General features: G+C 42.8%; 13 protein-coding genes. 4 read left to right on the forward strand and 9 right to left on the reverse strand.

Features of this window, described 5'->3' with window-relative positions:
- The first annotated feature begins 23 nt into the window (after positions 1 to 23).
- Both TOL9009_RS0107310 and TOL9009_RS0107315 read left to right on the forward strand, forming a co-directional pair.
- Positions 24 to 623, forward strand: coding sequence for a CHAT domain-containing protein (locus TOL9009_RS0107310; RefSeq protein ID WP_260675963.1), 600 nt, complete (start codon positions 24 to 26; stop codon positions 621 to 623).
- A gap of 213 nt (positions 624 to 836) precedes the next feature.
- Positions 837 to 1970 (forward strand): quinone-dependent dihydroorotate dehydrogenase, encoded by a 1134-nt coding sequence (locus tag TOL9009_RS0107315; protein ID WP_029632207.1) that lies wholly within the window; start codon positions 837 to 839, stop codon positions 1968 to 1970.
- Between the two features lie 255 nt (positions 1971 to 2225).
- Here the strand turns inward: TOL9009_RS0107315 and TOL9009_RS0107320 are convergent, their stop codons facing one another.
- From TOL9009_RS0107320 to TOL9009_RS0107330, 3 genes are all read right to left on the reverse strand, one after another.
- The gene (locus TOL9009_RS0107320) at positions 2226 to 2960 is read right to left on the reverse strand and encodes a hypothetical protein (RefSeq protein WP_029632208.1); all 735 of its coding nucleotides are present in this window, start codon (positions 2958 to 2960) and stop codon (positions 2226 to 2228) included.
- A 241-nt stretch (positions 2961 to 3201) separates the two neighbouring features.
- A complete protein-coding gene (locus TOL9009_RS0107325) occupies positions 3202 to 5325 on the reverse strand; it encodes a pentapeptide repeat-containing protein (protein WP_029632209.1) in 2124 nt (707 codons plus the stop codon).
- 59 nt (positions 5326 to 5384) lie between these two features.
- Positions 5385 to 5735: a hypothetical protein gene (locus TOL9009_RS0107330; RefSeq protein WP_029632210.1), complete on the reverse strand. Its 351-nt coding sequence runs from the start codon at positions 5733 to 5735 to the stop codon at positions 5385 to 5387.
- Between the two features lie 563 nt (positions 5736 to 6298).
- On the opposite strand from TOL9009_RS0107330, the gene TOL9009_RS0107335 reads away from it, so the two are divergent.
- Positions 6299 to 6730, forward strand: coding sequence for a hypothetical protein (locus TOL9009_RS0107335; protein WP_029632211.1), 432 nt, complete (start codon positions 6299 to 6301; stop codon positions 6728 to 6730).
- 7 nt (positions 6731 to 6737) lie between these two features.
- On the opposite strand, the gene TOL9009_RS0107340 is transcribed toward TOL9009_RS0107335, so the two are convergent.
- From TOL9009_RS0107340 to petB, 5 genes are all read right to left on the reverse strand, one after another.
- Entirely contained in the window at positions 6738 to 7109 is a 372-nt protein-coding gene (locus TOL9009_RS0107340; RefSeq protein WP_029632213.1) for a hypothetical protein, read from the reverse strand.
- A gap of 90 nt (positions 7110 to 7199) precedes the next feature.
- Positions 7200 to 8372, reverse strand: coding sequence for a glycosyltransferase (locus tag TOL9009_RS0107345; protein WP_029632215.1), 1173 nt, complete (start codon positions 8370 to 8372; stop codon positions 7200 to 7202).
- Between the two features lie 492 nt (positions 8373 to 8864).
- On the reverse strand, positions 8865 to 9308 hold the full coding sequence (locus tag TOL9009_RS0107350; RefSeq protein ID WP_029632217.1) for an ATP-binding protein: 444 nt from the start codon (positions 9306 to 9308) through the stop codon (positions 8865 to 8867).
- A 220-nt stretch (positions 9309 to 9528) separates the two neighbouring features.
- Entirely contained in the window at positions 9529 to 10011 is a 483-nt protein-coding gene (gene petD / locus TOL9009_RS0107360) for a cytochrome b6-f complex subunit IV (RefSeq protein WP_029632219.1), read from the reverse strand.
- 177 nt (positions 10012 to 10188) lie between these two features.
- Positions 10189 to 10836, reverse strand: a complete 648-nt coding sequence (gene petB, locus TOL9009_RS0107365; protein ID WP_029632221.1) for a cytochrome b6 — start codon at positions 10834 to 10836, stop codon at positions 10189 to 10191.
- Between the two features lie 405 nt (positions 10837 to 11241).
- Between petB and ctpA the strand changes: the two genes are divergently transcribed.
- Positions 11242 to 12495, forward strand: a complete 1254-nt coding sequence (gene ctpA / locus TOL9009_RS0107370) for a carboxyl-terminal processing protease CtpA (RefSeq protein WP_029632223.1) — start codon at positions 11242 to 11244, stop codon at positions 12493 to 12495.
- A gap of 332 nt (positions 12496 to 12827) precedes the next feature.
- On the opposite strand, the gene TOL9009_RS0107375 is transcribed toward ctpA, so the two are convergent.
- On the reverse strand, positions 12828 to 13322 hold the full coding sequence (locus tag TOL9009_RS0107375) for an AAA family ATPase (RefSeq protein WP_260675858.1): 495 nt from the start codon (positions 13320 to 13322) through the stop codon (positions 12828 to 12830).
- Positions 13323 to 13511: the final 189 nt, after the last annotated feature.

A 13511-nucleotide genomic window follows, 5' to 3' on the forward strand; every position in this document is an offset into this window, starting at 1 on the left:
AGCGTTCTGGACTTGACATTCAAATAAACGAATGTCTCAATTTGAACCGTCTAAATTATACCGAAGACGAAGCTAATTATATTCTTTCTCTTGAGCGGAATCCCACAAATAAATTCTCTGCCTTGGGTTTTGCTGCATCTCTTACTACTGCTGTCAAACCTGATTTATCCCAATATCAGATAGTTCATTTTGCAACTCACGGTTGCGTCTCACAAAAGAATCCGCAATTAACAAAATTAGTGCTTTCCCAGTTCGATGAAAAACGTCAAACTATTGACGGCAACCTGAATCTCAACAAAATCTACAACCTCAATTTACCTGTTGAACTCGTTACCCTCAGCGCTTGCAAAACCGGTTTGGGTCAAAATGTGCAAGGAGAAGGCTTAGTAGGCTTGACAAGAGGCTTTATGTATGCAGGGGCGAAGCGTGTTGTTGTGAGTTTATGGAGTGTGAACGATTTGAGTACAGCCACTCTCATGCAGAACTTTTACCAAAAGTATCTGGAAGGAAAACAAAATCCGGTTGCGGCAATGCGAGCAGCACAGTTAGAAATGTGGGACTCAGGAAAAGGGAAAGCACCTTATTACTGGGCTGCGTTTACTGTCCAAGGTGAATGGCAATAAGGAGGGACAATATTTGATAAACTCAGAATATCCGGGTTTATAGCGGTTCTCGGTTGAGTGAGGTACATAAAACCTCACCCCCTTCCCCTCTCCTTAGTAAGGAGAGGGGTGTCCGGAACGGACGGGGTGAGGTTCTGTATTGCATCCAAGTTCAACCCGCCATAACAGATAAAAAAGTAGGGTATTGTATGTTAATCCCTATCAGGGATTGAAATGGATATATATCAAGTTGCTATTCGACCTCTTTTATTTAATCTGTTAAAAGCAGATCCAGAGCAGTTACACTCCACAACGATTCGCAGTTTAAAATGGCTGTCGCAAACAAGCAATAATCCACCCGCTAGCTGGATAAATCACCGCTTGCAACAGTCTTTGTGTCTTGAGGATGCACGTTTAGAACAAAATCTATTTGGGCTAAACTTCCCAAATCCTTTGGGGTTAGCTGCTGGATTTGACAAAGATGGGGTTGCTGCTCCTATTTGGTCGAGTTTGGGTTTTGGCTTTGCCGAACTAGGAACTGTCACTTACCACCCACAGCCAGGAAATCCCCGTCCCCGTTTGTTTCGTTTGCCGTTGGATAAAGCCGCTCTTAACCGCATGGGTTTTAATAATAGTGGTGCGGCAGTTATGGCAAAATTATTGTCAGAAAGCCAGCAAAGTTTAATCTCAATCCCAATAGGTATAAATTTGGGTAAATCTAAGGTGACACCCTTAGAAGAAGCTGCATGTGATTATCTCAACAGTTTTCGCTTACTTAAAGATTGTGGAGATTACTTTGTCGTTAATGTATCTTCGCCGAATACGCCAGGGTTGCGATCGCTTCAAGATGCCTCTATGCTTAGTTCTATCTTGGATCTCTTACAAAAAGAAAACACTGCACAAAAACCTCTTTTTGTCAAGATAGCACCAGATTTAGAATGGGAAGCGATCGCTGACATAATTTCCCTTGCTCAGACATACCAACTAGCGGGGATTATTGCCACTAATACCACCATCCGCCGCGATCAACTAAAAACGCAGGTTATTGATCAAACCGGCAAATCTGTACTAGAAGAAGCCGGTGGAATTAGTGGTGCCCCATTAAGCGATCGCTCCACAGAAATAATTCGGTTTATTGCCGCGCAAACCCAAGGTAAAATGCCGATAATCGGCGTTGGCGGCATATTTTCCCCAGAAGACGCCTGGGAAAAAATTACTGCTGGTGCTACTCTCATCCAAGTTTACACAGGCTGGATTTACGAAGGTCCTTTTATGGTACGCCGTATTCTTCAAGGCTTGCTTTCCAAGTTAGAACAAAACGGATTAAATTCCATCTCCGAAGCGGTAGGTTTACAAATAAAAAAATAAAAAAGAGGGGGAAAGGGTAAAGCAAAAAAGGGGAAAGGGGAGGAGTTATTTAAAATTAGTAGAAATGTTTCAAATTACTTCTTTTCCTTTTCCCATGAGTCCGTTTTCCCCTCTTCTGTAAAAAATAAGAATGAATTTATTTTATTTTGCCTATTAATGGCGTTCCTATATGAAAAAGCCCTTAATTAGCCCGTGTAGGCAAGCTCTGTGTGTTTAGCCCCAGGCTTCCAGCCTGAGGGTATTAAAGCACAACTTCTAACTTTTGCCTTCTTCCTCCAACGGGAAAAACTCCTTATTTGTCCGGGAAAAACTCCAAGCAATCCCATCAGGATCTTTGCTACGACTCCACTCAGAAAAATCTGGATCGTTTCGTCGCTTATATACCGTACTGGAATAAACCTTTAGCCGTTTAGCCAGTTCCGATTGGATAAGAGAGCCAAAAACCAATTGTTTATCCAGAGGTTTTTTCACTTCCTCTGTTGTTGTTTGTGTTAATGATTCAGATTCTGCTTCTGCTTTTTCCTCCTGAACCTCAGGTAACGGTGCTGTGAGTAATTGTGTATTAATTGCAACAGGTAAAGATGCAAATTCTTCAATTGGCTCACTACTGTCAAGTATGCTGCCCAGAATGCTACCAGTGATGAAATGATAGACCGGATTGCTCTCTTCATTCAGGATGCTAGCGCCAAATTCCGTGGCTTTAGTATCTAGATAACGTTTTGCCCTTTGCCCAGAAAAATTGCCCTTGATTGCCAAATCCATTGGCGTAATTCTGCCCTGGCTTTCCCGAATCATTTTATTGAAAGTAGGGTTAACTTCTTGACACCACTTTTGCCATTTATAGCGCTGCCAAAGATTAAAACCAGCTACCAGCAAAATAACACCCAGCAAAACTCGCCAGGTGGAAACCAGGAAAATAATTAAAAAACAGATTGGCAAAAGTAGAGCGAGAAAAGGCTTCCCGCGACTTTCTATGGATTTTTCACTCATGCCGATTATTGCCCACTGACTTTTTGGGAAATAATATTATCTTGGCAAAAATTGGCACGTTTGGTTGTAGTATTTGGCAAAATGTAGCAAATTTGCCGACAAAAAGAAAGGGCGACAAGGGGACAAGGGGGCAGGGGGGCAGGGGGGCAGGGAGCAAAGCGCAGGGGATAAGGAGACTAGAAAGAAACTTACTTCTCTATCTCCCTTGTCTCCCTTGTCTCCCTTATCTACCCATCTCCCACTAAGGGCAACGAGGATGAATGCCACCTTGGGTACAAATGTAAGCCAGTTGCTTAGGATCTAAATTTTTGACTTGAGTAAAATCAACTCCCTGTACTACAGCAGATTGTGCCCCCATTGCTGGGGTTTGCACAAATTGATCTGCCGGATCTTGTTTGCTAGGAGCAAGAATTGCCCCCTGAAAATCAGCACCAGTTAAATTTGCTCCCCGTAAATCTGCAAGGCTCAAGTCAGCATTCCGCAAATTAACATTAGACATCTGAGCCGATCGCAATATCGCACCAGTCAAACGAGTAGCACTTAAGTTAGCATCGCTGAGATTGGCGCGATCTAAATAAGCTCCCGATAAATCCGATCCTTGCCAATTAGTTTTAGTTAAGTTGGCAAAAGATAATTGCGTACCGATCGCAATCACCCGACTTAAACTAGCAGCATACAAATTGGCTTCGTTTAATTTCGCTTCGCCCAAATCAGCCCCAGTTAAGCTAGCATTTTCCAAAACTGCACCACGCAAATCGGCTCCCACTAACTGAGCACTGCCAAGTTTGGCACCAACCAGACGCGCATTGGATAAATTGGCTCTGTTGAGGGTAGCACGTCTCAAATCAGTACCGATCATCAAAACGCGGCTGAGGTTAGCATCACTAAGATTGGCTTGTTTGATTTGAGCGCCACTTAAATCAGCAATTGAATCGTCGTATGTATCCCAGCGTCCATCTTCACCTACACCCCGGAAACGGCTACTTTTAAAACTTGCAGAATTCAGACTTGCGAATTTGAAATTAATTCCTGATAAATCAACATTGTTTAGTACCAAGTTGAAGTTGGAACTATTCCCATTGCTGCTTTGTCCCAATTGCGTGCGACTCAGATCGAGGCTGTCGATTCGACTGCTGTTGACAGCTAAAATCTTGTTAATCGCTCGCTGATTGATATACAATTTTGTTTGCCGCATTTCTTTATCTTGGGGCGAGTTGCTGTTAGCATCCATCTCACCAGCAAGAAACTGATTCATACGTTTTAAATCGGGGATGGCTTCGGGACCGATATTTACCAACGCTTGTTGAATCGTATCAAGTAAAATGGGATTGGTTTCTTTCGCTAACAGACTCACTAAAAATTGCATCGCCTGCGGGTTATTCAGAGTACCCATTGCCAAAATTGCACTTCGGCGTTCCTCATCGGTAGCGGTGGAGTTGGGAGTTAACAGTTTTTCGAGTGAGAGAAACTGTTGTCTTTTACCTTGATCGGCTTCGCGCTTGGTTTGCTGAGTTTGGATGTAAACTTGAGTACCGACTAAAGTTCCTAATACGGCAACCATGCTGACAACTGCTACCGCAAACAAAGGCAGACTGGGGTTTCGCCCTATCTGTCCCCAGAGTTTAGGCTGATCGACATATTCTAATGCGATCGCTTGTTCTTCATCTTGTATCAAGCTAGGCTGACTTTCATTAGGGGGGGTAAAGGGACGAGTCGCATCTATGGTGTAAGTACCCGCCAAGCGATCGTGTAGTGCCCGTCTCGGCTTTTGTTTTGACGGTAAACCTATCCCTTCTGCCAACCAAAGCAAAGCAACTAATCCCGTGAAAACACTTAAATTAGGAAAGAATAAGCTGTATCTCCACACCAGATAAGCGATGGACATAGGCACAGTCCAACGACCAATTCCTTCTCGCACCAAAACTGCCCCAAAACCGGGAGGTGCGCCTTTCTCGTTCACAACCCGCACGCCAAACCAACGTTTAGGAATGGTGCTACCAGTTTTAGCCAGTAAGTATAATTGCCAGCCAGAGACTGTCAGGGGAGCTAACAAAGCTACTGTCCACAAAAAGTTAGTAGCCCATGCTACATTTCGCGTACCGTAACTTATGGGTAGAGCCAAAGGTTGAGCGATCGCTCTTTCAGTGACTACAAGCACCGGGTTGAGTGGTACTCGGTCTAGATCGCTTCGAGAATTTGCGTATACACCCATACCGAAGGGAATCAACCCACTGGTAACAACCAATGTAATTTCGGCTACCCAAGCGGCAATACGCTTAGTTCCCAAGGGTAGAAAATTCGATTTATCCGGTTCTTTTGAGTGACTGGTTTGATGATTACTTCTCCTCACACTTGGAATCGTCATTACATAATTCCCTTTAAGTTTATTTCCACACGACTATTGAAAAGTGGATGACAACAATACTATTGCTTACGTTGAAAGCTGCCGGACACGAAAAATTTGTATCCAAGATACACTAACACTGCCAAAACTGCCAAACTGACAACAGACGCAACGAGTTTGATAACCGTTTGCAGTATCGCTAAACCCAATACAACGCTTACACCCCCAACAGCAAGTTTTCCCATTCCCGAAAGGCTTTTGAACCAGATTTTAAATTTCTCTAAGTGCGACTTCCAGGCAAGAAAATTGATTTGAGATGTCTGTTTTTGTGCTTTTGGCTGCTCAACGACTACTTTAGGAGAGGAAGAATTCATTTCTTCTTCTAGTTGTTGAAGGCGTTGTTGCAAATCATCTTCTCTTTGAGGATTCATAAATTTTTTACCTTAGCCAGGATACTTGTGAAATAACAGATTTGTGAAAATCACTTGTGATTTTCTCATTCTGTGTATAAAATACCTTTCTCTTCGGGGAAAAATTATGTTTTTTTGTTGTTGGTTTTTAGGCGATCGCCCCAATCACATTTACCAAGAAGGAGAAAGGGCAAAGGGGAAGGGGTAAAGGAAGAAGCGCTTTCCTCAGCGGTGGACTGTACCGTCCCGTTGACGTTTGTAAGAAGAAAGAACTTTTCCCCCTCAGGGCATGTAGTGATTTATTTGGCAAAGAAAAAATTATACGCCACACTTAGAGGATGCCTGAAAAACAACTATAATTCGCTACTACAAAGGCAAGTCTGCCTACGCGGATTATATAAAAACAAGGGATTTTAAACCAGTGTAGGGGGGTTTTGATTGTGTAGCCGCGACTTGTAGTCGCCCGGTAGAGTAAAAAATAAGACTTCTCAGACATCCTCTTAGAAACAAAAAATTAGTTGCCAGCGTCTACTAACTCAAGCTATGTATATCAATATCGCTATATAAATCGGGGGCATTAGCAGATGAAGACGCTTAAGCTATTTATGGTTGTTCCCGCAGTATTGGCGATGAGTTTGGTTTTCACCAATGTTACTTTGGCGATCGCACCACTTTTAGTAATCAAACCCAATTCCCAACCCGAACCACTGATTGTCAATGGCAAGTCAGGGGGACAAAACAAAAGCAATTGCGGTAACATTGCCGATACACCTAATCAAGTTATCCAGATTACAGATCCACTACCTTACTTGCGATTAACAGTTGAAAGCCCTGGAAAGCCGACACTGTTGATAGACGGTCCTGGAGGGCGCTTTTGTGTTTTAGCGGATAGTTACTCTGGAGGCAAGCCAGAAATTTCTGGTTACTGGCAAAAAGGGAATTACTCAATATATGTCGGTGAGCTATCCCAACGACAGTATAACTATAGCCTTTCATTTTCGCAACAAAACAAGTAGTCATTCATTAATCTTCAATTGATTGGGCTGGCACTTCCACTGCGGTAATATCAATTGTCCCTTCTGGTGTGAAACGCCGAAAATGACCTTGTTGCACCAATAATTGCTCTCCACAGTTAGGACACTGCAACGGAGTATTATTTAAGCCGCTAAATTGATACGCACAGACGGGACACTGGTCATTAACCAAGTTGCGTTGCAACCACCAGCGAAACCCAAAGAAAGCTAAAACGGGTGCTAAGAATAGCAGCCCAAAAATAATTAGCAGCGAATTAACCAACCAGCCCAAGCCCAATGACCCCAGCAACCAGATAACTGCGACTACAGTCAGCCAAGGGCGGAGATTTAAAAGATTTAACTGTAAGGATTTAAGGCTCATTTTTTAAATGTTATCCTGCTCTCCTTCTAGGATAGCGACTTTATAAAATAGTCAATAGTCAATGGTCAATAGTCCAAAATTAATATTCCCTTAACTCTTGACTCTTGATGAAAGTTGCTGCAAACGCTGTTGGAAGGCTTCGATACCGAATATAGCGATCGCTTGTTCTCGCAACCATTCGCCATCACAACGCTGGTCATCACCTTTGAGAATTTCTAAACAAGCCGCTGCCACTGCATCGCGATCGCGGTGGGGTACTCGCCATCCTAGTTTACCATCTTGTAAGGGGTCAGCAGAGCCATCATCATCACCTGATAGCACCGGCACTCCACAAGCCATCGCCTCTAAATAGACAATACCAAAGCCTTCTTGGGAAGGCATAATGTAAGCATCAGCGAGACGGTAGTGTGCTACCAATTCTTCTGTAGGCACGAACCCAGCAAAGATAACTTGCTGTGCAACCCCTAAATCTTTGGCTAGCTGTGCTAATCTGGGTTGATCGTCGCCACGACCAATTACCAAATATTTTACTTCTGGGAAAACGCGAGCTATTTGCGGTAACGCCTGAATGGTTATATCCACACCTTTATAAATATCTCCCGACCACAACCGCGCTACGGTAATTAAGACCTTGGCATCAGTTAAACCATAGCGCTCTAACAACGCAGTCGGCTTGGGTCCTGGAGTAAAGTAATCACCATTCACTGCACAAGGTAATATTTCTACATTAGCAGGATTAAGATTGTTGACAGCACAGGCAACTTGACAAGTGTAGCGGCTGACCGTCCAAATGCGTGCTGCTTTTTGCAGGCTGGATTTTGTCGGGGCTGGTAATGGCTGCCAAACCTCTTTGCCATGAATCATCACTGTGTAGGGAATTCCTAGAGGTTGACACAACATACCTACCAATGGTGCGAGGTTAATATGACCGCAAAAAACGTGCTCTGGTCGCTGCCGCAGCAGGTGGTTCAGCAATGCTGTTGCCATTCTTATTCGTCCCACCTGAGGAGACTCAGTTTTAAAGTAATGAAATTTTAAATGTTCAGACTTAAAAGGATTTGAGCAGCCAGAACCGTCTCGCAACAAAAATACTTCTGCGTGATAGGTTTCTTTCAATCCGACATAGGCTCGAAAAATATCCTTTACATATGATTGAATTCCACCTTCGCGTTCAAAAATTTCTAAGAATACGAAAACATGCTGAGTTTTTTTTTGAAAATTACCACCGATGTTTGATGTTTTACTTAATTTATTGATTAGCATTTTTATTTACCAGATATAAATTATTAGCAATAAACGAATACCGTTCAGTTAAGCCCGAAATACGAGTGTAGAGACGCGAAATTTCGCGTCTCTACATGCCGAAATCAATACCAAAAATCCTTAACACCAAGTGTATTGATGTAAAGACGTAGCACTGCCAAATCCTAGCAAACGAGTGACTACAACTCGAATGCTGTCTTTACGGTATTCAGTATTTTTTTTCATACAGATGTATTTTTGGCGTTGCTGAATCTGGGTATGAGAATGATTTTACATAATACTAAAATCTTTGTAGAGACGTTCCGCCGGAACGTCTTTACATCAAGATTCATGCACCAATTTTTTTAAGTCTTTATTATAATTCAGCAAAATTCAGTATTTTTATAGTGGCGCCAGATATATCAATTTTGATATTGGGGGCAGCAGGGAATGCATTCTCCCCCTAAATCAGGTGCGCTCCCCGCTTCTTGCTTGTTCTAAGATTTTTCGCAGCTACTGTTGCCCTTTTTGACCATATTTGACGATGAGCAGACAATTTCTTCCATCCCCACCCCGTTCGTAAACAACGCTGTCTGCCAAGCGTCGCAGCAGAAACCATCCATATCCCCCTACTTGCAAAGTGCCCGGTTCTGGCTCTACTATTGCATCGGGATTAAAAGGTTTTCCATGATCCCAAATTCTAATTTCTAGCCGATCAATCCATAGAGAAAGATAAATATCAATGGTTGTTTCCGGGGGCAAAGCATGATGAGCGTGGCGAACCGCGTTTGTAAAGCCTTCTGCCAATGCTAAGTTAAGGCGATAAAGTTGGCTTTCTGACCAGCCAAGTTGAGACAAGTGTTGCAGACAAAAATTCTCAAACCATTGTTGTACTTGGTTCAGAAGCTTCAGATCGCTCTTAACCCTCAGATGGTCTTGCTTCATTGTACTAAGCATTGACCGTGACTTGAATATAAATGAGTGAAAATGTTTGTATCTGTTGTAGCTTAAAGTTTTTAGATTTTGGAATAATGTTTTCATTTATTCCAAAATTTAAAATTCCAGATGTGATCTGGATTACTAAAATTGACGCCTGTTGATTTTTCAAGCTTGCAATACATCCATCTGCACTTGCTCTTGAAACTCACAGGCGTCAAAGCGCTTCTTGGTGGCTGATTTAGAACAATCCCAAGGTCAAAGATTGATCAATTGGAAAGGTAGCACCAATACCCAACCAAAGGGTAACGGCAGTGCCAATCAAGAACACCGTGGTTGCAACTGGACGACGGAATGGATTTTGGAACTTATTAATGTTCTCAATAAAAGGAATGAGAATCATCCCCAAAGGCACAGATGCCATCGCAAATACTCCTAAGAGTTTGCTAGGAACAGTCCGCAAAATTTGGAATACGGGATACAAGTACCACTCTGGCAGAATTTCCAACGGTGTAGCAAAAGGATTCGCTGGTTCACCTGTCATCGCCGGATCTAGCACCGCTAGCGCCACAATAGAGGCAAAGGTTCCCATCATTACAATGGGGAATACATACAGTAAGTCGTTGGGCCAAGCAGGTTCGCCATAGTAATTATGACCCATGCCTTTGGCAAGTTTGGCTCTTAACTGAGGATCGCTTAGATCGGGTTTTTTCTGTGTTCCCATTTTTTGTGTGCTCTCTTGCTTAAGTTAAGTTAAAGCGTTTGTCAAAGCTATCAGCACTTGAGGTATTAGCTAGCTTTCAGAGTGTTCGTTGTTTGGTCGCTTATGTATCATAAGTTTAAAACAAACATCTCTATCTGAAAACTGGCAACTGTTACCTTTTTCGCTAATAACTTAAATTTACAAAGGACCGGAAATGCCTTGCTTGCGGATCATCAAGAAGTGAAAGAGCATGAAGACTGCAATCAACCAAGGCAATACAAAGGTGTGGGCGCTATAGTAGCGAGTTAGAGTTGCTTGACCGACGCTAGAACCACCACGCAGCAAGTCGGAAATCAAAACGCCAACTACAGGAATCGCTTCTGGTACACCGCTAACGATTTTTACAGCCCAGTAGCCTACTTGATCCCAAGGAAGGGAGTAACCTGTTACACCAAAGGAAACTGTGATTACGGCAAGGATGACACCACTTACCCAGGTTAATTCGCGGGGCTTTTTGAATCCACCGGTGAGGTAAACCCGGAAGGTATGCAAAATCATCATTAGCACCATCATGCTGGCAGACCAGCGGTGAACGGAGCGAATCAGCCAACCGAAGCTTACTTCGTTCATCAGGTACTCTACGGAAGAGTAAGCTTCAGCTACTGTTGGCTTGTAGTAAAACGTCATCGCAAATCCAGTAGCAAACTGGATGAGAAAACACATTAAGGTAATGCCACCCAAGCAGTAGAAGATGTTGACGTGGGGAGGGACGTACTTGCTGGTGACATCTTCAGCCAACGCTTGAATCTCTAAGCGTTCCTCAAACCAGTCGTAAACGTTAGCCATACAATCTCAAGTTCCTCGAAGTCGGTTGCGGTTAATAAATTTTGCGAAGTTCTAAGCGGCTAATCGCTGCTTACACTTCTGTCCCAATTAACGAGCTTGGGATTTAGCAAAGAGCATTTTACTGCTTGTGATCTTTCAGAGTGTTAAGAATTGTTAAGAAACTTAGACACTTTACAAAGAGGAAATATATTGCGTTCTCTTTGTACCTCAACAGCAGGGATGATGGACACAAAGTAGATCTTATCGTTTTCAGAGTGGGATTTACTGCCATCATTTGCCTAAACAATTTGATGAGAGCAACACTCCACTTCTATAAAAAAAGTAACATAGTCGAGAGATAGATTTCATCAATCAACAAGACAACTAAGCTGTTTTTGGCAATTTGGGTAACGAGTGAAGTTGAAAATGCGGTTCATGGACAAAAAGGTTTTTCGGGTTGGATTGTCACTGCTAGTGGCATTTTGCTTGGCGCTGGGGCTACTCGCGCAACCAGCGATCGCTTTGACGGGTGAACAAAAGCTAGTATCAGAAGTATGGCGAATTGTCAATCGTACTTATTTGGATGAGACGTTTAATCATCAAAACTGGGCGATGGTGAGGCAAAAAGTTTTGCAGAAGCCCCTCAAGGACAGCGAAGCGGCTTATGGGGCAATTCAGAATATGCTCAAGAGCCTTGATGACCCCTTTACGCGCTTTTTAGATCCGGAACACTACCGCAGTTTACAGGTGAATACATCTGGTGAACTGACGGGAGTGGGATTGCAAATAGCGCTTAATTCCCGATCAGGAAAGTTGGAAGTAGTAGCACCGATCGCCGGTTCACCAGCAGACAAAGCAGGAATTAAGGCACGCGATCGCATTGTCAAAATTGAGGGCATCTCCACAGAAAACCTCACCCTTGACGAAGCTGCCGCGAAGATGCGCGGACCGTCTGGCAGTCTCGTTACTTTGATGATAGAACGAGACGGAGAAGGCGAAAAGGAATTTAGAATCGTGCGATCGCGCATTGCTCTTAACCCTGTAATAGCAGAATTAGATTCTTCAAAGCAGGGTACGCCCATCGGCTACCTTCGCCTAAGTCAATTTAATGCCAACGCCTCAATGGAATTGGCACACGCTATTACTAGTCTAGAAAAAAAAGGCGCTGCTGCCTACATTCTTGACCTGCGAAATAATCCTGGGGGGTTGCTGCAATCAGGAATTGAAATTGCCCGCCTGTGGCTCAATTCAGGCACCATCGTTTACACCGTTAACCGACAAGGCATTCAAGGTAGTTTTGAAGCCTCTGGTTCAGCGCTGACGCCAGATCCGCTAGTGATTTTAGTTAATCAAGGAACTGCTAGTGCCAGTGAGATTCTCGCCGGCGCATTGCAAGATAACAATCGTGCCCAACTAGTTGGAGAAACTACCTTTGGTAAAGGCTTAATTCAGTCCTTATTTGAATTGTCAGACGGTTCTGGCTTGGCGGTAACAATTGCTAAGTATGAAACTCCTAAACACCGAGATATTCACAAACTCGGTATTAAACCGGATAAAGAGATTTCTCAACACCCAATTACCCGCGAACAAATTGGTACGCAAGACGATTTGCAATATCAAGCAGCGGTGGAACTATTGGCGAAAAATTCGCCAGCAATCTCGCATTCAATAGACTTCTGATTTGTGTAGCCCTATTCTAGTCTGAGGGCGATTCGCCAAAACTGGATGCTTCCCTATTTTGACACTTGCCTTAGCGACTGGAAGTCGCAGCTACACAGATAAAACCCACGAAGGTGGGTTAAATGCAAATTAATGTCTGTGCCATTTGTACTCTTTTTTGCAGGACTTACGCAGCGATGATTTGTCCGCAGCGAGCAAAGCGAAGCAATGACAAAAATATTTTATCTTTGCCTAAGTCCTGTTTTGTTCACATCAGTAATAGCTAAAGAGCCTAAATACTAGTTTCTTTAGCTATTACTGATGTAGGGATTACTATTTGTAATCAACCACATTTAATTTGGTTCATACCTACTGATATTAAAGCCCTCGTCTGCCGTGGGTGGTTGAAAGTACGTAGTGATGTAGTCGAATTCTGCCTCAGACATTATCATCGAACCTTCAGGCTTTTCGGCGTTTCGTTTCAGCAATTGCTCTTTGCATAACGAGTCAGACGCATCAATGTAATGAAGGATATGATTCACTTTGGCTGCTTCAAATATTGAGCGAAACCACTTTCGCTGAGAAGGAACATTCCCTGGAAAATCTAGAACAACCGATATTCCCTGTTCAAGAATACTTTGCACATGCTGTGAGACTACATTTTTTAGACGTGACGAATATTTTAAATAATCATCAAAACTGCTAATTTCTTCCGGGTACAACTTCGACAACCAGATATCTTCACATATAAGAATAGCGTTATAATCTAATGCCAATTTTTTCGACAAAGTAGACTTTCCTGATGCCATTTTTCCGCAGAAAAAGTGCAGAACGGGATCTATTTTCACTATTGGATATCCTTATATTTTCTCAGCTTACTTAATCAGCAAGCCCTAGTTAACAGCTGCAAATTCGGTCATTCAATTTTTGATTTTAGATTTCCGATTTGGGATTGATCCCATGAATAAATTAACTCTTATTGAAAAAGGAATTTTTTTGTTTTTCCATGAATAAATTCAGGAGATTGAAACTTTTTT

Origin of the sequence: [Scytonema hofmanni] UTEX 2349 (assembly GCF_000582685.1) — a bacterium.
Classification (GTDB): Bacteria; Cyanobacteriota; Cyanobacteriia; order Cyanobacteriales; family Nostocaceae; genus Hassallia; species Hassallia hofmanni.